This is a genomic window from Pseudomonas sp. CH61 (assembly GCF_059429415.1).
Map to the genome: position 1 here is coordinate 5425479 of NZ_CM182098.1, position 19848 is coordinate 5445326.

Below are 19848 nucleotides of genomic sequence, written 5' to 3' on the forward strand. Positions count from 1 at the left end.
GGTTGATGCGGCGTTTGAATTTGCGCATGTTCATGAGCGGAGTACCACGCCGCTGTCATCTTCCCACCACACGTAAACCTGATCGCCCCAGGTCGGACGCGCGCCGCGACGTTCGGCGTTGGCGACAAACGACTGCACCAGTTTGCCGCTCGGCAACTCAACGTAGAACACCGAGTGCCCGCCGAGGTAGGCGATGTCGTGGACCTTGCCGCTCGACCAGTTGTATTCGCAGGTCGGTTGGTCGGCGGTGACCAGCAGCTTCTCCGGACGGATCGCGTAAGTCACCGATTTGTCCTGCACCGAGGTGCTGATGCCGTGGCCGACGTAGATCTGCCGATCAAGGTCTTTGCAGGTAATGGTTGCGTGGCCTTCGGCGTCGTCGATCACTTCGCCTTCGAAGATGTTGACGTTACCGATGAATTCGCAGACCAGGCGGCTGGTCGGGGTTTCGTAGATATCGATCGGGCTGCCGATCTGGGCGATCCAGCCCAAATGCATGATCGCGATGCGCTCGGCCATGGTCATGGCCTCTTCCTGGTCGTGGGTCACCATCACGCAGGTCACGCCGACGCGCTCGATGATTTCCACCAACTCAAGTTGCATCTGCGAACGCAGTTTCTTGTCCAGTGCGCCCATCGGCTCATCGAGCAGCAGCAGCTTCGGCCGCTTGGCCAGCGAACGGGCCAGCGCCACACGCTGACGCTGACCGCCCGACAATTGATGCGGCTTGCGCTTGGCGTACTGGCTCATCTGTACGAGCTTGAGCATTTCGGCCACGCGGGCATCGACTTCAGCCGCCGGGATCTTGTCCTGCTTGAGGCCGAAGGCAATGTTCTGCGCCACGGTCATGTGCGGGAACAAGGCGTACGACTGGAACATCATGTTGATCGGACGTTCGTACGGCGGCATGTCGGTGATGTCGACGCCGTCGAGGAAAATGCGCCCCTCCGTGGGCCGTTCGAACCCTGCCAGCATCCGCAGCAGAGTGGATTTGCCCGATCCCGAACCGCCGAGCAGGGCAAAGATCTCGCCCTTTTTGATTTCCAGGGACACATCGTCCACGGCAATCGTCTCGTCGAACTTCTTCGTGACCCGGTCGATTTTGACCAACACCTGTTTCGGTGTCTGGTCGCCCTCGAGGGCTTTCTTATAGGCGCCGGAGGCAACTGCCATTTACGAAACTCCCAGAAAAAAACAATGCAGTTCGCCCCGCAAGGCGAACCCAGGATAGTGTGTGCCTTACATCCCCGACTTGACCTTGGTCCAGCTGCGGGTCATCAGACGCTGAATGTTCGGTGGCAACTCGGTCGATACGTAGGCCTTGTCGATAACGGCCTGCGGCGGATACACCGACGCATCGGTGCGGATGGATTGTTCCATCAGCTTGTCCGAACCCGGGTTGGGGTTGGCATAACCCACGTAATCACTGACCTGAGCGATCACCTCAGGTTTCAGCAGATAGTTGATGAAGGCATGAGCCTCCTTCACGTTCGACGAATCCTTGGGGATTGCCAGCATGTCGAACCACAAGGCGCCGCCCTCTTTCGGTACCGAGTAAGCGATGTTCACGCCTTTCTTGGCTTCTTCGGCGCGGTGCTTGGCCTGGAAGATATCGCCGGAGAAACCGATGGCTACGCAGATGTCGCCGTTGGCCAGATCACCGATGTATTTCGAGGAATGGAAGTAGGTCACGTAAGGACGCACCGCGAGCAATTTGTCGGTGGCTTTTTCGTAGTCCTTCGGATTGGTGCTGTTGGCATTCAGGCCCAGATAGTTGAGCACGGTCGGCATCATTTCATCCGCCGAATCGAGGAACGCCACGCCACAGCTTTGCAGCTTCTTGATGTTCTCAGGCTCGAACAGAACGCCCCACGAATCGATCTTGTCGACACCCAGCACAGCCTTCACTTTATCGACGTTGTAACCGATGCCGTTGGTGCCCCACAGGTACGGCACGGCGTACAGGTTGCCCGGATCGTTCTGCTCCAGACGCTTGAGCAGCGCCGGGTCGAGATTGGCATAGTTCGGCAGCTGCGAGCGGTCGAGCTTCTGGAACGCGCCCGCCTTGATCTGCTTGCCGAGGAAGTGGTTCGACGGCACGACCACGTCGTAGCCGGTACGCCCGGCCAGCAGCTTGCCTTCCAGGGTTTCGTTGGAGTCGAAGACGTCGTAGACCGGTTTGATCCCGGTGGCTTTCTGGAAGTCGGCCAGGGTCGTCTCGCCGATGTAATCGGACCAGTTATAAATATGCACCGTACCGGCGGCCTGGGCTCCGACAGCAATCGTCAGGCCGGCAGTGGCCAGCAGGGCTTTGCGCAAAGAAGAAAAAATAGGCAAGTGGAGGTCCTCTAAATTAGTTGGGCCCAAGTTGCCCCGCGCTGCATGACAGCCGTGGCTGCCCGGCAACAAAACCGGCGCGCAACTTACCCTCGAAAAACCGTTCCTGCAAAACTTCCTGTCATTTAATTGATCCGCTGGCCGCCCGCGCGGGGCATGACGGCCAGCGGTTACTGCTTCAAACCGGCTTATTTACCCGATTTGATCTTGGTCCAGCTGCGGGTCAGGATGCGCTGGGTCGCGGCCGGCAAGTCGGCAATCGCGTACAGCTTGGCCAGCACGTCAGCCGGTGGATAGACGCCCGGGTCGCTGGTGATGTCTTTATCAACCAGTGGCGTGGCAGCGGCGTTACCGTTCGGGAAGCGTACGGCGTTGGTGATTTCAGCCATGATTTCCGGCTTCTGCAGGAAGGTCATGAACTTGTAGGCGCCTTCGACGTTTTCGGCATCTTTAGGGATGGCGACCATGTCGTAGAAGCTGCCGGCACCTTCTTTCGGAATGTTGTAGCTGACTTTCACCTTGTCACCGGCCTCAGCCGCGCGGGACTTGGCCTGGTAGATGTCACCCGAGTAGCCGATCGCTACGCAGATGTTGCCGTTGGCCAGGTCGGAGATGTACTTGGACGAGTGGAAGTAGGCGATCGAAGGACGGACCTTCATGATCAGCGCTTCAGCCTTGTCGATGTCTTCTTTCTTCTGGCTGTCGGTCGGCAGGCCCAGGTAGTGCAGCGCCACCGGGATCATCTCGGTTGGCGAGTCGAGCAGGCTGATGCCGCAGGATTTCAGCTTGGCCGCGTTTTCCGGCTTGAAGATCAGATCCCACGAATCGACCGGCGCATCGGCGCCCAGTGCAGCCTTGACCTTTTCGGCGTTGTAGCCGATGCCGATCGAGCCCCACATGTACGGGAAGGCGTGCTCGTTGCCCGGGTCGCTGACCGACACGGCTTTGAGCAAATCAGTGTTGAGGTTCTTCCAGTTAGGCAGCTTGGACTTGTCCAGCTTCTGGTACACGCCAGCCTTGATCTGCTTGGCGAGGAAGTTGTTCGACGGCACGACGATGTCGTAGCCGGACTTGCCTGCGAGCAGTTTGGCTTCGAGGGTTTCGTTGCTGTCGAAGACGTCGTAGACGACTTTGATGCCCGACTCGTCTTCAAACTTCTTGATGGTGTCCGGGGCGATGTAGTCGGACCAGTTGTAGACGTGCAACACCTTGTCGTCCGCCTGAGCCGCAGCCGCCATGATTCCCATCAGGGACATGGCGAGCAGAGTCTTGCCAGCGAGCTTTTTGCCTAATGCCTTCATGCGTTAATGCTCCAAATTTTTCTTTTTTGAACCACTTTGTTCAGCGGCCGAACCCGGACAACTGGAACCGCGGCTAGTCTGGCAAGATCCGAGGCGGTCTTTCAAGAAAAGACCAGCCTTTCTGACAGCTTTGAGCGCGAGCGCCACGGCTCCCCCGCTCAAAGCCTAGCACTTAGCCCTGCAACGCACTGAGGGTCAGGTCCAGACACTTGCGTGCCTTTGTAACCAGCTCATCGATCTCCGCTTTGCTGATAACCAGCGGCGGCGCGATGATCATGGTGTCGCCCACAGCGCGCATGATCAGGCCGTTGTCGAAGCAGAACTGGCGGCAGATCATGCCGACGCCCTTGCCTTCGTAACGCTTGCGCGTGGCCTTGTCCTGCACCAGCTCGATCGCGCCCAACAGACCGACCCCGCGAACTTCACCCACCAACGGGTGATCGTTCAGTTCCCGCAGACGTTTCTGCAAATACGGTGCCGTTTCGTTGTGCGCGTTCTCGATAATTTTTTCATCGCGCAGGATGCGGATGTTTTCCAGACCCACCGCCGCCGCCACCGGGTGACCGGAGTAAGTGAAGCCATGGTTGAAATCGCCACCTTCGTTGAGCACCGCAACAACGGAGTCACGAACGATCAGGCCACCCATCGGGATGTAGCCTGAGGTCAGGCCTTTGGCGATGGTCATCATGTCCGGCTTGAGATCGTAGAAATCACTGCCGAACCACTCACCGGTACGGCCGAAACCGCAAATCACTTCGTCCGCCACGAACAGGATGTCGTACTTGGCGAGGATTTCCTTGATGCGCGGCCAGTAGCTGTCGGGCGGAATGATCACGCCGCCGGCGCCCTGGATCGGCTCGGCAATAAAGGCACCGACGTTGTCGACGCCGACTTCGAGAATCTTCTCTTCCAGCTGATTGGCCGCCCAGATACCGAACTCTTCCGGGGACATCTCGCCACCTTCAGCGAACCAGTACGGCTGGGCGATGTGGACGATGCCCGGGATCGGCAAGTCGCCTTGTTCGTGCATATACGTCATGCCACCGAGGCTCGCGCCGGCCACGGTCGAACCGTGATAACCGTTCTTGCGGCTGATGATGACTTTCTTGTTCGGCTGGCCTTTGATCGCCCAGTAGTGGCGGACCATGCGCAGCATGGTGTCGTTGCCTTCGGAGCCGGAACCGGTGAAGAACACATGGTTCATGCCTTCCGGTGCCACGTCGGCAATGGCCTTGGCCAGTTCCAGCGCCGGCGGGTGCGCGGTCTGGAAGAACAGGTTGTAGTACGGCAGTTCGCGCATCTGTTTGGCGGCTGCGTCGGCCAGCTCATCGCGACCATAACCGATGGCCACGCACCACAGACCGGCCATGCCGTCGAGAATCTTGTTGCCTTCGCTGTCCCACAGGTAAACGCCCTTGGCGTTGGTGATGATCCGCGGGCCCTTCTCTTTCAGCTGCTTGAAGTCGCTGAACGGGGCCAGGTGGTGATCATTGCTGAGTGCTTGCCACTCGCGGGTTTGCGGGTTGTTGCTGGTCATGCCAATTCTCCTTGTTATCGGTGAAGACGCGGCCGCTGAGGACCGCGCCCGGCGTATCAGACGGCGAAGAGCAGGTACTCACGCTCCCAGGAACTGATCACGCGCTTGAAGTTTTCATGCTCGGCCCGTTTTACCGCGACGTAGCCAGTGATGAAGGTTTTGCCCAGGTACTTCTCGATGGTCGCGCTGTTTTCCATGCGCTCCAGCGCGTCTTCGATGGTCAGCGGCAGGCGCAGGTTGCGGCGCTCGTAACCACGGCCCACCACTGGTGCGCTCGGGTTGAGGCCTTCGACCATGCCGATGTAACCGCAGAGCAGGCTCGCGGCGATCGCCAGATACGGGTTGGCGTCGGCGCCCGGCAGGCGGTTTTCCACACGGCGGTTCTGCGGACCGGCATCCGGTACACGCAGGCCGACGGTGCGGTTTTCTTCGCCCCACTCGACGTTGACCGGTGCCGAGGTGTCCGGCAGGAAGCGGCGGAACGAGTTGACGTTCGGCGCGAACAGCGGCAACAACTCAGGAATCAGCTTCTGCAAGCCACCGATGTGGTGCAGGAACAACTGGCTCATGGTTCCGTCTTCATTGGAGAAGACGTTCTTGCCGGTCTCGATGTCGATGATGCTCTGGTGCAAGTGCATCGCACTGCCCGGCTCGCCGGTCATCGGTTTGGCCATAAAGGTCGCAGCGACGTCGTGCTTGAGCGCGGCTTCGCGCATGGTGCGTTTGAACACCAGAATCTGGTCGGCCAGCGACAGTGCATCGCCGTGACGGAAGTTGATTTCCATCTGCGCCGTGCCGTCTTCGTGGATCAGCGTGTCGAGGTCCAGCTCCTGCAGTTCGCACCAGTCGTAGACGTCTTCGAACAGCGGATCGAATTCGTTCGCCGCTTCAATGGAGAACGACTGACGACCGATTTCCGGACGGCCCGAGCGACCGATTGGCGGCTGCAACGGATAGTCAGGGTCGTCGCTGCGCTTGGTCAGGTAGAACTCCATTTCCGGCGCCACGATCGGCTGCCAGCCTTTGTCGGCATAGAGTTTGAGGACTTTCTTGAGGACGTTGCGCGGCGACAGCTCGATCGGGTTGCCTTGCTTGTCGTAGGTGTCGTGGATCACCTGCGCGGTTGGCTCGATGGCCCACGGCACCAGGTACACGGCGTTCTGGTCGGGGCGGCAGATCATGTCGATGTCGGCCGGGTCGAGCAGTTCGTAATAGATGTCGTCTTCGACGTAGTCGCCGGTCACGGTCTGCAACAGCACGCTTTCCGGCAGACGCATGCCTTTTTCGGCGATGAACTTGTTGGTCGGCGAGATCTTGCCCCGGGTGATCCCGGTCAAGTCGGCGATCATGCATTCGACTTCTGTGATCTTGTGGTCTTTCAACCAATCGGTGAGCTGGTCGAGGTTGTTACTCATAAATGCCTCTGGGCTGAGTCTCCTGACATGATGTCAGGCAAAGTTTGACGCTATGGGCGTCGCGTTAAAGGGGGCTTGCTCGCGCAGTGCCGGCTTATGCCTGGCACCGCGCATAGACAATGAAAGAAGAGCTTACCTGCCCTTTACGCTGGCGTTGCATTTCCTGTGCACAGTCCAGGCGTGCAGAATCATGAGCACGGCTGAGGAAGCCGCACAGGCTTTGGAAATGAAAGCGATCTATAGTGGAAGGAGACGCCATAAACAGGATGCCTTCCCGTACGTCCAGAATATCGGACGCTGGCGCTTGAACGGCCATGGACGGGAACATCGTCGGCAAGCGGCAAGCCTTGCTGGCTGCGCTACGGACGGATTTGTCGCCACTGATGTGATGAGCATGCAGACCGGACTGTTGCGAGCAGTCGGTGATGCCGATTAACGGCAGGCGAGACATGAAGGACCCCGGTATTATTGCTGTTATGGGTTTGATCGGAGCTTAGCCTTGTTCATTTTTTTACACAACACCCCCGTAAAAAATACAACACGGCCTGCTCAAGCCCGCGGGTGCCCAGCGTCCCAAGGGCCAAAAATCGCCCGAAAGTGCCCCATAAATGCCCTCACAGCGCTTTTTTAGGGCAAAAAAGGCCTCGCTTGACTTCGGCAGGCCGTTCGGGTTGACTGAAACCAGAAAAGATCAATGATTGATATTTTTAACAACAAAGGTGTTGCATCATGTCGGTACCCCCGCGTGCCGTTCAGCTTAACGAAGCGAACGCGTTCCTTAAGGAACATCCTGAGGTTCTGTACGTTGACCTTCTGATTGCGGATATGAATGGTGTGGTGCGCGGCAAGCGCATTGAACGCACCAGCCTCCACAAGGTTTACGAGAAAGGCATCAACCTGCCGGCCTCTCTATTTGCTCTGGATATCAACGGCTCTACGGTGGAAAGCACCGGCCTGGGCCTGGACATCGGCGACGCTGATCGTATCTGCTATCCAATCCCCGATACCCTGTGCAACGAGCCATGGCAGAAGCGCCCGACCGCGCAACTGTTGATGACCATGCACGAACTCGAAGGTGACCCATTCTTCGCCGATCCGCGCGAAGTGCTCCGTCAAGTTGTTGCAAAGTTTGACGAGCTGGGCCTGACCATCTGCGCCGCATTCGAACTCGAGTTCTACCTGATTGACCAGGAAAACGTGAACGGCCGTCCACAGCCGCCACGCTCGCCAATCTCCGGCAAACGCCCGCACTCGACGCAGGTCTACCTGATCGACGACCTCGACGAATACGTCGACTGCCTCCAGGACATTCTGGAAGGTGCCAAAGAGCAAGGCATCCCGGCCGACGCCATCGTCAAGGAAAGTGCCCCGGCGCAGTTCGAAGTGAACCTGCACCACGTCGCCGACCCGATCAAGGCGTGCGACTACGCGGTACTGCTCAAGCGTCTGATCAAGAACATCGCCTACGACCATGAAATGGACACCACCTTCATGGCCAAGCCGTACCCGGGCCAGGCAGGTAATGGTCTGCACGTACACATTTCGATTCTGGATAAAGAAGGCAAAAACATTTTTGCCAGCGAGGATCCCGAGCAGAACGCCGCGCTGCGTCACGCGATCGGCGGTGTGCTCGAGACCCTGCCCGCGCAGATGGCTTTCCTCTGCCCGAACGTCAACTCCTACCGTCGTTTCGGCGCGCAGTTCTATGTACCGAACTCGCCGTGCTGGGGCCTGGACAACCGCACCGTGGCGATTCGCGTACCGACCGGTTCGTCCGATGCCGTGCGTATCGAACACCGCGTGGCCGGTGCCGACGCCAACCCGTACCTGCTGATGGCTTCGGTACTGGCCGGCGTGCACCACGGTCTGACCAACAAGATCGAGCCGGGCGCGCCTGTCGAAGGCAACAGCTACGAGCAGAACGAGCAAAGCCTGCCGAACAACTTGCGCGATGCCCTGCGCGAGCTGGACGACAGCGAGGTGATGGCCAAGTACATCGATCCGAAGTACATCGATATCTTCGTCGCCTGCAAGGAAAGTGAGCTGGAGGAGTTCGAACACTCCATCTCCGACCTTGAGTACAACTGGTATCTGCATACCGTATAAGCGGATTGCAGCTTCAGGAAAAACGCCGTTGGCTGATTCAGCCAACGGCGTTTTTTTATGGCTGAACACAAATCCTTGGGATGTGAGTGAATGGCCGCCTGCGGCGGTTCGCGAGCAGGCTCGCTCCCACAGGGGGCTGTGTGTACAAATACTCAAGTTCACTGGAGATCAAATGTGGGAGCGAGCCTGCTCGCGAAGCGGCCGACAAGACAACACACGACCCGGCTCGTACAATGCCCGCTGCCCCGCAGGAGACTTCCATGACGCGACCCGCCCCCGTCCGCAAACCCCGTGCCCGCAGCCAGGCGCGCATCGATTCGATACTCGACGCCGCGCGCACATTGCTGGCCGCCGAGGGTGTGGCGAGTCTGTCGATCTACAGCGTCGCCGAGCGCGCGCAGATTCCGCCCTCTTCCGTGTACCACTTTTTCGCCAGCGTCCCGGCATTGCTCGAAGCGCTGACGGCGGATGTGCACGCGGCGTTTCGCGCCTGCCTGCAAGCGCCGATTGATCATGAAGCGCTGCGTGACTGGCGTGACCTGTCGCGACTGGTCGAGCAACGGATGCTGGAGATCTACGACGAAGACGCGGCGGCGCGTCAATTGATCCTTGCCCAGCATGGTCTGACCGAAGTGACTCAGGCTGACCGCCAGCACGATATTGAGTTGGGCGACCTGATGCACAAGCTGTTCGACCACCACTTCGAGTTGCCGAGGCTGCCGAAGGATGTCGATGTGTTTGCCCTGGCGATGGAACTGGGTGACCGTGTCTATGCGCGTTCGGTGCAACAGCATGGGCAGATCACCCCGCGCATGGCCGAGGAAGGGATGCGCGTGTTTGATGCTTATATCGGCCTGTATCTACCGCCGTATCTACCCAAAAGATCTCTAGTGATCTGACTGACCTCTTCGCGAGCAGGCTCGCTCCCACATTTGGAATGCGATCCCCTGTGGGAGCGAGCCTGCTCGCGAAGGCCGCACCGCAGTTTTCAGATCAGGCACAAAAAACCCCGCAGGGCTCACGCCCTCCGGGGTTGTTTTTTGCTCACCGGCTTACAACTTGGCGATCGACACCTCGGTGGATTTCACAAAGGCGATCACTTCGCTACCGACCACCAGTTCCAGCTCTTTGACCGAGCGGGTGGTGATCACCGAAGTAACGATGCCGGAAGCGGTCTGCACGTCGATTTCCGACAGCACGTCACCGAGGACGATTTCCTTGATCGAGCCTTTGAACTGGTTACGGACGTTGATGGCTTTGATAGTCATGGCAATGATTCCTGTCGTTTGCTTGAGTTATTGAGCCCAACGCAGTTGCGTAGGCAGTGGTGAAACAGGTTCCGGCGCCGGCGGTTCGCCGGGCAGGGAGAGAACACGGTTAAGCACTTCGGTTTCCAGCGCCGCCAGTCGGTGCGAACCACGCACTCGCGGCCGCGGCAATTCCACATGCAGGTCGAGGCCGAGTTCGCCGTCCTCGATCAGAATCACCCGGTCGGCAATCGCCACCGCTTCACTGACGTCGTGGGTCACCAGCAGCACGGTGAAGCCGTGTTGCTGCCAGAGACGTTCGATCAGTTGCTGCATTTCAATCCGGGTCAGTGCGTCCAGTGCGCCGAGCGGTTCGTCGAGCAACAGCAGGCGCGGTTGATGGATCAGCGCCCGCGCCAGTGCGACGCGTTGTTTCTGTCCGCCTGACAACGCCGCCGGCCACTCATTGGCCCGATCCGCCAGTCCCACCGCGTCCAGTGCTTCAAGCGCTTTCGGACGCCAGTTGCCTTTAAGGCCCAAGCCGACGTTGTCGATGATCTTTTTCCACGGCAGCAGACGCGCTTCCTGGAACATCAATCGGGTGTCTTCCCGCGCATCGCTGAGCGGCGCAGAACCGGCCAGCAAGTCGCCGCCAGTCGGTTGATCGAGGCCGGCGAGCAAGCGCAACAAGGTACTTTTGCCGCAACCGCTACGCCCTACTACGGCGACGAATTGCCCCGCCGGAATGTGCAGGTCGATGTCACGCAGCACCTGCCGCGAACCGAAGGTTTTCTGCAGATTGCGCACCGCCAGCGGAATCCCGCGCAACAGGCGTGGAGGTTGTTGAGCGGTCATGCCGCACCTCCTTTGGCAACCTGATAGGCCGGGTGCCAGCGCAACCACACGCGTTCAAGTCCACGAGCCGCGAGGTCGGCGAGTTTGCCGAGTACTGCATAAAGCAGGATCGCCAGCACCACCACGTCGGTCTGCAAAAACTCGCGGGCGTTCATCGCCAGATAGCCGATGCCGGAGCTGGCGGAAATGGTTTCGGCGACGATCAGCGTCAGCCACATAAAGCCCAAGGCGAAGCGCACACCGACCAGAATCGAAGGCAGCGCGCCCGGCAGAATCACCTGCCAGAACAGGCTGAACCCGCTCAAGCCATAACTGCGCGCCATCTCCACCAACGCCGGGTCGACGTTACGGATGCCGTGATAGGTGTTGAGGTAGATCGGGAACAGCGTGCCCAACGCCACCAGAAAAATCTTCGCCGACTCGTCGATGCCGAACCACAGGATCACCAGCGGAATCAGCGCCAGGTGCGGCACGTTGCGGATCATCTGCACCGAGCTGTCGAGCAGGCGTTCGCCCCATTTCGACAGGCCGGTGATGAAACCCAGGACCAGACCGATGCTGCCGCCGATGGTGAAACCGAGAGCCGCGCGCCAGCCGCTGATCGCCAGATGCGTCCAGATTTCACCGCTGCGCACCAGGCTCACGCCGGCTTCGATCACCGCCACCGGAGCCGGCAGAATCCGTGTCGACAACCAACCGGCCGACACCGACAACTGCCACACCGCCAGCAACAACACCGGCAACGCCCAGGGCGCGAGGCTGTGGATGATTTTCTTCATGGCGCGCCTCAGCTCTGCGACGCGGCTTTGGGAAGAATGTCGTTGGCGACCATCTCGCCGAACGGGCTGACATAACCGGCGCTTTTCGGCAGTTCCGGACGCTCGATGTCGAGGTGCGGGAACAGCAGCTCAGCGACGCGATACGATTCCTCGAGGTGTGGATAACCGGAGAAGATAAAGGTGTCGATGCCCAGATCGGCGTATTCCTTCACGCGTGCAGCCACAGTCGGGCCATCGCCAACCAGCGCCGTACCGGCACCGCCGCGCACCAGACCGACACCGGCCCACAGGTTCGGGCTGACTTCGAGGTTGTCGCGGCTGCCACCGTGCAGGGCGGCCATGCGTTGCTGGCCAACCGAATCGAAACGCGCCAGCGAAGCTTGAGCACGAGCGATGGTGTCGTCGTCCAGATGCGAGATCAGCCGATCCGCCGCTTGCCACGCTTCAGCGTTGGTTTCGCGGACGATCACGTGCAGACGAATGCCGAAGCGCACGGTGCGGCCGAGCTTGGCGGCTTTGGCGCGGACTTGTGCGATCTTCTCGGCGACTGCTGCGGGCGGCTCACCCCAAGTCAGGACCATTTCCACTTGTTCAGCAGCCAGATCCTGCGCCGCTTCCGAGGAGCCACCGAAGTACAGCGGCGGCCGTGGTTGCTGAATCGGCGGGTAGAGCAACTTGGCGCCTTTCACGCTGATGTGCTGACCGTCGTAATCGACGGTTTCGCCTTCCAGCACACGACGCCAGATGCGGGTGAATTCCACCGAGGCTTGATAGCGTTCTTCGTGGCTGAGGAACAGACCGTCGCCAGCCAATTCTTCCGGGTCACCGCCAGTCACGAGGTTGAACAGCGCACGGCCGCCGGACAGACGATCCAGCGTGGCTGCCTGCCGCGCTGCCACCGTCGGGGAAATGATCCCGGGGCGCAGGGCAACGAGGAACTTCAGACGCTGGGTCACCGGGATCAGCGACGCCGCCACCAGCCACGAGTCTTCGCAAGAGCGGCCGGTGGGGATCAGCACACCGCCAAAGCCCAGACGATCCGCCGCTTGCGCGACCTGTTGCAGATAACCGTGGTCGACGGCGCGAGCGCCTTCGGCGGTGCCAAGGTAATGGCCGTCGCCGTGGGTAGGCAGGAACCAGAAGATATTGAGGCTCATGGAGTGGTCTCCTTGGGGATTCGAATTACTGCGCTTTAGCCACAGCGGCCGGTGGTGTCCAGATCACATCCTTGATGCTCAGCGGCTTGGGAATCAGCTTGAGCTGGTAGAACGTGTCAGCGATTTTCTGCTGCGCGGCGACCACTTCCGGGGTCAGGAACAGCGCGCCGTAGCCCTGGCGTTTCACCGAGGTCAGGGTGATGTCTGCCGGCAGGCCGAGCAGTGGCGCGACTTGTTGGGTCACGTCTTCAGGGTTGGCTTTCGACCATTCGCCGACGGCGCGCACTTCCTCAACGAGGGTTTTGATCACCTGAGGATTTTTCTCTGCGTAAGGCTTGGTCGCGAGATAGAACTGATGGTTATCGACGATGCCTTTGCCGTCGCGCAGGGTGTGCGCTTGCAGTTGTTTCTCGGCGGCAGCCTGGTACGGATCCCAGATGACCCAGGCGTCGACGCTGCCACGTTCGAACGCAGCGCGAGCATCCGCCGGCGGCAGGAATACGGTTTGAATATCGGTGTACTTGAGACCGGCGTCTTCCAGCGCACGCACCAGCAGGTAGTGGACGTTGGAGCCTTTGTTCAGCGCGACTTTCTTGCCTTTGAGATCGGCCACCGATTTGATCGGCGAGTCTTTCGGCACAAGGATCGCTTCGCTGTTCGGCGCTGGTGGTTCATAAGCGACATAAAGCAAATCGGCGCCGGCAGCCTGAGCAAAAACTGGCGGGGTTTCGCCGGTGACACCGAAGTCGATCGAACCGACATTCAGGCCTTCCAGCAACTGCGGGCCGCCGGGGAATTCAGTCCATTGCACGTCGACGCCTTGGGCGGCCAGACGTTTTTCCAAAGTGCCCTTGGCCTTGAGCAGCACCAACGTGCCGTACTTCTGATAACCGATCCGAAGAGTCTCGGCTTGAGCTTGAGTGATGGCGCCGAAGGTGACAGCCGCAGCAAACAGAGCGACCAGACCACGACGCAAAAATACAGTGCGCATAGCGCTCTCCTTTTTTGCTGTTGGGTTTTGGCTGCACCTGCTTAACCGTTAGCGGCTGAGTAAGGTGAGTGGAGCAAATTCGGGTGTGGTTTTTAAATGCTCCAGCGAGCACTCAACAAACGTTCGTTCAACAGGCCCGGTTCCAGCGGCTTGGGCCGGCGCGCCATGGCGCCGACAAACTGATCCAGCGCTTCATGCAGTCGCTGCTCCAGCGCCGGTGCCAGTTGTGCTGCGGCACTGCCTTCGCCGTAAGCGATCTGGCTGTCCTCGGCGAAAATCCCCTGGAGCATTTCCTGGGCTTTCAACGCTGACAGCACAGGCTTGAGGGCGTAATCGACCACCAGCATGTGGGCGATGCTGCCGCCGGTGGCCATCGGCAAGACAATCTTGTGGTTCAGGGCGCGCTCGGGCAGCAGATCCAGCAGGGTCTTCAGAGCGCCGGAGAACGACGCTTTGTAAACCGGTGTGGCGATCAGCAGGCCGTCGGCGTTTTCAATCTGTTGCAGCAGGTCGAGCACCTTCGGGCTGTCGAAGCGGGCATGGAGCAAATCCTCGGCCGGGAAGTCCCGCACCTGATAACTCACCACTTCCACCCCTTGCTGCTGCAACCAACGTTGCGAGCGTTCCAGCAGCACTCCGGAACGGGAGCGCAGGCTGGGGCTGCCACCGAGTGAGACGACCAGCATTGAGACAATTCCTTAAGCGTTGCAGGCGATTCGCGGGTTGCGATCTCGCTTCGATGGAGTGACCTTACCATCTGATTTATATATCCATAAATCATATTTATTCATTTGGTTATGCGTTTTGGAGATATGAGATTCACTTTGTTCCGGGCGAAAAAAAAGGCCGTCGAAACGGCCTGAAATCCCCTGCTTAGTGGTTCCGTGGTGACTGGACTAACGCCATCGCGAGCAGGCTCACTCCTACATTTGGAATGCGTTTCCCTGTAGGAGTGAGCCTGCTCGCGATGGCGGTGGTGGCTACACCGCAAATATCACTTGTTCGGCTGCGGCGTCAGGCGCAGGTATGGCTTCACCGCGCGATAGCCCTTCGGAAAGCGCTGCTTGATCTCTTCTTCATCTTTCAACGAAGGCACGATCACCACCTCTTCACCGTCCTGCCAGTTGGCCGGGGTGGCCACCTTGTAGTTGTCGGTGAGCTGCAGCGAATCGATCACCCGCAGAATCTCGTGGAAGTTGCGCCCGGTGCTCGCCGGGTAAGTGATGGTCAGGCGAATCTTCTTGTTCGGATCGATCACGAACAGCGAACGCACGGTCAGCGTGTCGTTGGCGTTCGGGTGGATCAGATCGTAGAGGTCGGAAACTTTGCGATCGGCATCGGCCAGGATAGGAAAGTTGACGATGGTGTTCTGGGTTTCGTTGATGTCTTCGATCCACTTGTGGTGTGAGTCCACCGGGTCGACCGACAGCGCAATGGCTTTGACACCGCGCTTGCTGAACTCATCCTTGAGCTTGGCGGTGAAGCCCAGCTCGGTGGTGCACACCGGGGTGAAGTCCGCCGGGTGGGAGAACAGCACGCCCCAGCTATCGCCCAGCCATTCGTGAAAACGAATCTTGCCGGCGCTGGAATCCTGTTCGAAATCGGGGGCGATGTCGCCGAGTCTGAGGCTCATGATGCTGCTCCTGATGAGTTGTTCGAGACCTCAACTGTAGCCCGGGATTCACCATCGTGAAAAAGAATAAATAACTAGATATCTAGATCATTAACGAATATTAAACATCTGTTCACTGGACGCTGAACGGCATCCCGACGAACATCGGTCGCAAGGTTCGAGAAGGCCTTGAGTTGCAGTAAAGAGGGAAATTCGGGGAAGGCTTACGGGGGTGGGCCTGACTCGAAAACGCAAAAGCCCCGTCCGGCGCGATGCCGGACGGGGCTTTTTTTACATCAACGAATCGAAACGCGCTATTACAGCAGCGGGATCGAGTAGCTGAGGATCAGGCGGTTTTCGTCCTGGTCGCGAACGCCAGCGATGTTGGTACGCCAGGTAGCGTTTTTCCACATGAAGCCAACGTTTTTCAGCGGGCCTTCCGGTACGACGTAACCGACAGTCAGGTCACGTTCCCACTCGGAGTCGCCATTACCGTTTTCAAGACCGCGGGAAGTAACGGTGTCGATGTTGTCGCCACGCAGGTAAACCATACCAGCGGTCAGGCCTGGTACGCCGACTTTGGCGAAGTCATACGAGTAGCGAGCTTGCCAGGTACGCTCGCCGGCACGGCCGAACTTCTGGATCTGCATGTCAGTGATGGTGTAGTTCGACGAACCGTCGCCCTGGTTCAGCCAAGGGAAGTCACTGCTGCCGTTGGAAACCTGGTAGCCACCACCGAAGGTGTGACCAGCAACGGTGTACAGGAACAGGCCACTGTACAGGTTGTTGTCGACTTTACCGCGACCGCTGGCAACACCGGAATAGTTACCGCTGCTGAAGTAAGCAGGGGTGTTGCCGTTGGCACCGTCGTCGGAGCTGTTGAAGTAACGGAAGTCAGACTTCAGCACGCCCGGGCCGATTGCCCAGTTGTGAACCAGACCCAGGAAGTGTTGCTTGTAGAAATCTTCCAGGTTGCCGTAGTAGTACTGGGCAGTCAGGTCTTTGGTGATTTTGTAGTCACCACCGGCGTAGATGAACTTGTTGCTGTTAACGGTACGCGGTGCCGCGCCGTTGATAGACAGCTGTTCATTGTTGCTGGAGTTACGGCCTTTGGCGTGCTCGATCTGACCACCGACCAGGGTCAGGTCCTTGATATCGCCGGAAGTGATCTGGCCACCCTGCCAGGTCTGTGGCAGCAGACGACCGTCGTTGGTCACGATAACCGGGTTCTTCGGCTGCAGAGTACCCAGCTTCAGCTCAGTCTGGGAGATCTTGGCTTTGGCAGTCAGGCCCAGGCTTGAGAAGTTATCGACCGCTTGGCCATTGGATTCGCTTGGGAAAACAGTGCCGCCGTAAGCAGGACCAGGTTTGCCAGCAGCGGTAACGTTACCGTTGGTGCCGCCGCCCGAATCCAGACGTACGCCCAGCAGGCCGATGGCGTCGATACCAAAACCAACGGTGCCTTGGGTATAGCCGGAAATGAAACGCAGATCGAAGCCTTGGCCCCACTCTTCGTTGCGGCTTGGTTCGTTTGTTCCGCTACGGTTGTCAGTGTTGATGTAGAAGTTACGCAGCCCCAAAGTAGCTTTGCTGTCTTCGATGAAACCGGCGGCGCCTGCCTGCTGCGCCATAACCCCTACGGCCACAGCCAGGGCCAAGGTGGACTTGTTCATGTAAAGCTCCTCTCGTTTCTAATTCTTGTGTTCCTGGCCCGGGGTCTGATGCCCTGAGTCCTAAGATGCGCGATTAGCGCCAGACCGTGACTGACAAGTCAATCGTAACCTTTCATGTCTACGACCAAGGTCTAATCGCAGTGATTTGGTCCGTGCAGAGTAAAGATTTCCTGATAAACCCAAAAAGAATTTATTCATTCTTTTTCATATCATTTCGGAATATGGCCAGTATCGTGCCACCTCCGCCGGGAAACAGCGTATCGGCGACTAAGCTCATTCCTAAATGGTATCTGTTAGCCTTTTTTTATATCGATTAGCTTTGGCGCAACCGCAATTCGTCAAACCCTATCGAAAAGGCGACGCCATGATGGCCAAACGCGCACTATCTAGTCAATTTGTTACAGTTTGTGTGTCAGCACTTATTTCTTTTTCGGCCCATGCCGCCAACCTCACCGTCGGCTATCAAACCGGTATCGACCCAAGCAAAGTCCCGCAAGCCGACGGCGTCTACGAGAAAACCATCGGCGAGAAAATCGACTGGCGTCGCTTCAACAGTGGCCCGGAAGTTGTGACAGCCATTGCTTCGGGTGACGTGCAGATCGGCAACCTCGGCTCCAGCCCGTTGGCGGCCGCCGCTTCGCGCAATCTGCCGATTGTGGCGTTCATCGTTTCGGCGCAGATCAATGCCGCCGAAGCGCTGGTAGTGCGCAATGGCAGCGGTATCAACACACCCCAGGACCTGGTCGGTAAAACCATCGCCACACCTTTCGTTTCGACCTCACACTACAGCCTGCTCGGCGCCCTCAAGCACTGGGGCCTGGACGCCTCGAAAGTCAAAGTGGTGAACCTGCAACCCGCAGAAATCGCCGCTGCGTGGAAACGCGGCGACATCGATGGTGCTTTTGTCTGGTCGCCGGCGCTGGGTGAAATCCGCAAGACCGGCAAGACCCTGACCGATGCCGCGCAGGTCGGTCAGTGGGGTGCGCCGACCTTTGAGGTGTGGGTCGCCCGTAAAGACTTCGCCGAGAAGCATCCTGAGGTCGTGGCCAAATTTGCCAAGGTCACTCTAGACGCGTTTGCCGATTACGCCAGCCATAAGGACAGCTGGACAGCCGACTCCGAGCCTGTACAGAAAATCGCCAAACTGACCGGTGCCAATGCCGCTGATGTACCGGAATTGCTCGCAGGTTCAGCGTTCCCGGACGCCAAGGCGCAGCAAACCACAGCGCTGCTGGGGGCCGGCACGGCGAAGGCGATTGGCGAGACGGCGAAGTTTTTGAAGGAACAGGGCAAGGTTGAAACGGTGCTGCCGGACTACTCGCCGTACGTCAGCGCGAAATTCGTGGCGCAATAAAGCTTCGCGAGCAGGCTCGCTCCCACACTTTGGAATGCATTTTCCTGTGGGAGCGAGCCTGCTCGCGAATGGAGCGACGAGGTTTATAGGGTCTTTTCGAAGATTTTCGAATTGCGCTGGAAGTTGTACAGCGACGCCCTCGCCGCTGGCAGGCGTTCAACGCTGCTCGGTTCGAAACCACGCTCGCGGAACCAGTGCGCAGTACGCGTAGTGAGGACGAACAAGGTTTTCAAACCCTGAGCTCGTGCGCGGGTTTCGATGCGCTCCAACAGTTCATCACCGCGACCGCCATGGCGGTACTCCGGATTCACCGCCAGGCACGCCAGTTCACCGGCATCGGAATCGGCGATCTGATACAGCGCCGCACAGGCGATGATCATGCCTTCACGCTCGACCACGCTGAACTGCTCGATCTCGCGCTCCAGCACTTCGCGCGAACGCCGCACCAGAATCCCCTGCTCTTCCAGCGGACTGATCAAGTCGAGCAAGCCGCCAACGTCTTCAATCGCCGCCTCGCGGACCAGTTCGAATTGCTCCTGCGCGACCAAAGTACCGCCACCGTCACGGGTGAACAGCTCGGTCAGCAGCGCGCCGTCTTCGGCATAACTGACGATATGACTGCGCGCCACGCCGCCACGGCAAGCCTCGGCGGCAGCATCCAGCAGTTCCGCCTGATAGTTGCTGCCAAGGCGCTGCAAATGTGCCGGCACTTGCTGTGGACGCAACTCACGCACCAGCTTGCCGTTCTCATCGATCAGGCCGAGGTCGGCGCCGAACAGCAGCAGTTTGTCTGCGCCCAGGTCGATGGCGGCGCGGGTGGCGACGTCTTCGCAGGCGAGGTTGAAGATTTCCCCGGTCGGCGAGTAGCCCAGCGGCGACAGCAGAACGATCGAACGCTCATCCAGCAAGCGATTGATGCCTTTGCGGTCGACCCGGCGCACTTCGCCGGTGTGGTGATAGTCGACGCCTTCCAGCACGCCGATCGGCCGTGCGGTGACGAGGTTGCCGCTGGCCACGCGCAAACGCGAGCCCTGCATCGGCGACGAAGCCATGTCCATCGACAAACGCGCTTCGATGGCAATGCGCAACTGGCCAACGGCGTCGATCACACATTCCAGGGTCGCGGCATCGGTGATGCGCATGCCGTGGTGGTAATGCGGGGTCAGGCCACGCGCGGCGAGGCGGGTTTCGATTTGCGGGCGCGAACCGTGTACCAACACCAGACGCACGCCAAGGCTGTGCAGCAGGACGATGTCGTGAACGATGTTGCCGAAATTCGGATGCTCGACGCCGTCGCCGGGCAGCATGACGACGAAGGTGCAGTCGCGGTGGGCATTGATGTAAGGGGACGCGTGACGAAGCCAATTGACGTATTCGGGCATGAACCTGGGCCTGTAATAAATAGCAGCCTAAAAAGGGGCGAAACGGAAAACGCACAGCGGGCTGATGGTTATCGTCGGAACAGGCTTGGCGACACGCGCGCT

Annotated in this window: 18 protein-coding genes; 3 read left to right on the plus strand and 15 right to left on the minus strand. The window is 59.0% G+C overall.

All coding sequences use genetic code 11. The features are described 5' to 3' along the window. Nucleotides 1–30: 30 nt before the first annotated feature. The 6 genes from AC5SEM_RS24450 to AC5SEM_RS24475 form a co-directional block, all read right to left on the minus strand. On the minus strand, nt 31–1173 hold the full coding sequence (locus tag AC5SEM_RS24450; RefSeq protein ID WP_007913856.1) for an ABC transporter ATP-binding protein: 1143 nt from the start codon (nt 1171–1173) through the stop codon (nt 31–33). 66 nt (nt 1174–1239) lie between these two features. Beyond that, on the minus strand, nt 1240–2337 hold the full coding sequence (locus AC5SEM_RS24455; RefSeq protein WP_471895014.1) for a polyamine ABC transporter substrate-binding protein: 1098 nt from the start codon (nt 2335–2337) through the stop codon (nt 1240–1242). A gap of 188 nt (nt 2338–2525) precedes the next feature. After that, nucleotides 2526–3638 carry a polyamine ABC transporter substrate-binding protein gene (locus tag AC5SEM_RS24460; protein WP_077574958.1) on the minus strand — a complete coding sequence of 371 codons (1113 nt, stop codon included), beginning with the start codon at nt 3636–3638 and terminating at the stop codon, nt 2526–2528. 172 nt (nt 3639–3810) lie between these two features. Further along, a complete protein-coding gene (locus tag AC5SEM_RS24465; RefSeq protein WP_077574959.1) occupies nt 3811–5175 on the minus strand; it encodes an aspartate aminotransferase family protein in 1365 nt (454 codons plus the stop codon). A gap of 56 nt (nt 5176–5231) precedes the next feature. After that, complete coding sequence (locus AC5SEM_RS24470) at nt 5232–6590, minus strand: glutamine synthetase family protein (RefSeq protein WP_034151968.1); 1359 nt, start codon at nt 6588–6590, stop codon at nt 5232–5234. A 94-nt stretch (nt 6591–6684) separates the two neighbouring features. After that, nucleotides 6685–7041: a gamma-glutamyl-gamma-aminobutyrate hydrolase family protein gene (locus AC5SEM_RS24475; RefSeq protein WP_495471458.1), complete on the minus strand. Its 357-nt coding sequence runs from the start codon at nt 7039–7041 to the stop codon at nt 6685–6687. Nucleotides 7042–7319: 278 nt separating this feature from the next. On the opposite strand from AC5SEM_RS24475, the gene AC5SEM_RS24480 reads away from it, so the two are divergent. Together AC5SEM_RS24480 and AC5SEM_RS24485 are read left to right on the plus strand one after the other, a co-directional pair. Continuing rightward, nucleotides 7320–8696: a glutamine synthetase family protein gene (locus tag AC5SEM_RS24480; RefSeq protein WP_007913842.1), complete on the plus strand. Its 1377-nt coding sequence runs from the start codon at nt 7320–7322 to the stop codon at nt 8694–8696. 260 nt (nt 8697–8956) lie between these two features. Beyond that, complete coding sequence (locus tag AC5SEM_RS24485) at nt 8957–9595, plus strand: TetR/AcrR family transcriptional regulator (protein ID WP_212620814.1); 639 nt, start codon at nt 8957–8959, stop codon at nt 9593–9595. A 153-nt stretch (nt 9596–9748) separates the two neighbouring features. On the opposite strand, the gene AC5SEM_RS24490 is transcribed toward AC5SEM_RS24485, so the two are convergent. The 8 genes from AC5SEM_RS24490 to AC5SEM_RS24525 form a co-directional block, all read right to left on the minus strand. Further along, the gene (locus tag AC5SEM_RS24490; RefSeq protein WP_003229256.1) at nt 9749–9964 is read right to left on the minus strand and encodes a TOBE domain-containing protein; all 216 of its coding nucleotides are present in this window, start codon (nt 9962–9964) and stop codon (nt 9749–9751) included. Nucleotides 9965–9991: 27 nt separating this feature from the next. After that, on the minus strand, nt 9992–10798 hold the full coding sequence (gene ssuB, locus AC5SEM_RS24495; protein WP_495471459.1) for an aliphatic sulfonates ABC transporter ATP-binding protein: 807 nt from the start codon (nt 10796–10798) through the stop codon (nt 9992–9994). Continuing rightward, a complete protein-coding gene (gene ssuC, locus AC5SEM_RS24500) occupies nt 10795–11577 on the minus strand; it encodes an aliphatic sulfonate ABC transporter permease SsuC (RefSeq protein WP_003229260.1) in 783 nt (260 codons plus the stop codon). The genes ssuB and ssuC overlap by 4 nt, the downstream gene beginning before the upstream one ends. Nucleotides 11578–11585: 8 nt before the next feature. Continuing rightward, nucleotides 11586–12734, minus strand: a complete 1149-nt coding sequence (gene ssuD / locus AC5SEM_RS24505) for an FMNH2-dependent alkanesulfonate monooxygenase (protein WP_018928626.1) — start codon at nt 12732–12734, stop codon at nt 11586–11588. Between the two features lie 25 nt (nt 12735–12759). After that, complete coding sequence (locus AC5SEM_RS24510) at nt 12760–13725, minus strand: sulfonate ABC transporter substrate-binding protein (protein ID WP_137218529.1); 966 nt, start codon at nt 13723–13725, stop codon at nt 12760–12762. 92 nt (nt 13726–13817) lie between these two features. Then, entirely contained in the window at nt 13818–14411 is a 594-nt protein-coding gene (gene ssuE, locus AC5SEM_RS24515) for an NADPH-dependent FMN reductase (RefSeq protein ID WP_034151973.1), read from the minus strand. Nucleotides 14412–14719: 308 nt separating this feature from the next. Then, nucleotides 14720–15358, minus strand: coding sequence for a peroxiredoxin (locus AC5SEM_RS24520; RefSeq protein WP_077574963.1), 639 nt, complete (start codon nt 15356–15358; stop codon nt 14720–14722). A gap of 296 nt (nt 15359–15654) precedes the next feature. Next, nucleotides 15655–17010: an OprD family porin gene (locus AC5SEM_RS24525; RefSeq protein WP_495471460.1), complete on the minus strand. Its 1356-nt coding sequence runs from the start codon at nt 17008–17010 to the stop codon at nt 15655–15657. A 364-nt stretch (nt 17011–17374) separates the two neighbouring features. Here AC5SEM_RS24525 and tauA point away from each other — a divergent pair, with 364 nt between their 5' ends. Further along, nucleotides 17375–18364, plus strand: coding sequence for a taurine ABC transporter substrate-binding protein (gene tauA, locus AC5SEM_RS24530; RefSeq protein ID WP_495471461.1), 990 nt, complete (start codon nt 17375–17377; stop codon nt 18362–18364). Between the two features lie 83 nt (nt 18365–18447). Here the strand turns inward: tauA and argA are convergent, their stop codons facing one another. After that, complete coding sequence (gene argA, locus AC5SEM_RS24535) at nt 18448–19746, minus strand: amino-acid N-acetyltransferase (protein WP_007913824.1); 1299 nt, start codon at nt 19744–19746, stop codon at nt 18448–18450. Nucleotides 19747–19848: the final 102 nt, after the last annotated feature.

What these genes read in the sequence shown, in the direction of transcription:
- ssuE (WP_034151973.1), bottom strand. Translation starts at nt 14,411, where the DNA reads ATGCTGGTCGTCTCACTCGGTGGCAGCCCCAGCCTGCGCTCCCGTTCC.
- ssuD (WP_018928626.1), bottom strand. Translation starts at nt 12,734, where the DNA reads ATGAGCCTCAATATCTTCTGGTTCCTGCCTACCCACGGCGACGGCCAT.
- tauA (WP_495471461.1), top strand. Translation starts at nt 17,375, where the DNA reads ATGATGGCCAAACGCGCACTATCTAGTCAATTTGTTACAGTTTGTGTG.
- AC5SEM_RS24485 (WP_212620814.1), top strand. Translation starts at nt 8,957, where the DNA reads ATGACGCGACCCGCCCCCGTCCGCAAACCCCGTGCCCGCAGCCAGGCG.
- AC5SEM_RS24490 (WP_003229256.1), bottom strand. Translation starts at nt 9,964, where the DNA reads ATGACTATCAAAGCCATCAACGTCCGTAACCAGTTCAAAGGCTCGATC.
- AC5SEM_RS24520 (WP_077574963.1), bottom strand. Translation starts at nt 15,358, where the DNA reads ATGAGCCTCAGACTCGGCGACATCGCCCCCGATTTCGAACAGGATTCC.
- AC5SEM_RS24510 (WP_137218529.1), bottom strand. Translation starts at nt 13,725, where the DNA reads ATGCGCACTGTATTTTTGCGTCGTGGTCTGGTCGCTCTGTTTGCTGCG.
- AC5SEM_RS24450 (WP_007913856.1), bottom strand. Translation starts at nt 1,173, where the DNA reads ATGGCAGTTGCCTCCGGCGCCTATAAGAAAGCCCTCGAGGGCGACCAG.
- AC5SEM_RS24480 (WP_007913842.1), top strand. Translation starts at nt 7,320, where the DNA reads ATGTCGGTACCCCCGCGTGCCGTTCAGCTTAACGAAGCGAACGCGTTC.
- ssuC (WP_003229260.1), bottom strand. Translation starts at nt 11,577, where the DNA reads ATGAAGAAAATCATCCACAGCCTCGCGCCCTGGGCGTTGCCGGTGTTG.
- AC5SEM_RS24460 (WP_077574958.1), bottom strand. Translation starts at nt 3,638, where the DNA reads ATGAAGGCATTAGGCAAAAAGCTCGCTGGCAAGACTCTGCTCGCCATG.
- AC5SEM_RS24525 (WP_495471460.1), bottom strand. Translation starts at nt 17,010, where the DNA reads ATGAACAAGTCCACCTTGGCCCTGGCTGTGGCCGTAGGGGTTATGGCG.
- argA (WP_007913824.1), bottom strand. Translation starts at nt 19,746, where the DNA reads ATGCCCGAATACGTCAATTGGCTTCGTCACGCGTCCCCTTACATCAAT.
- ssuB (WP_495471459.1), bottom strand. Translation starts at nt 10,798, where the DNA reads ATGACCGCTCAACAACCTCCACGCCTGTTGCGCGGGATTCCGCTGGCG.
- AC5SEM_RS24475 (WP_495471458.1), bottom strand. Translation starts at nt 7,041, where the DNA reads ATGTCTCGCCTGCCGTTAATCGGCATCACCGACTGCTCGCAACAGTCC.
- AC5SEM_RS24465 (WP_077574959.1), bottom strand. Translation starts at nt 5,175, where the DNA reads ATGACCAGCAACAACCCGCAAACCCGCGAGTGGCAAGCACTCAGCAAT.
- AC5SEM_RS24470 (WP_034151968.1), bottom strand. Translation starts at nt 6,590, where the DNA reads ATGAGTAACAACCTCGACCAGCTCACCGATTGGTTGAAAGACCACAAG.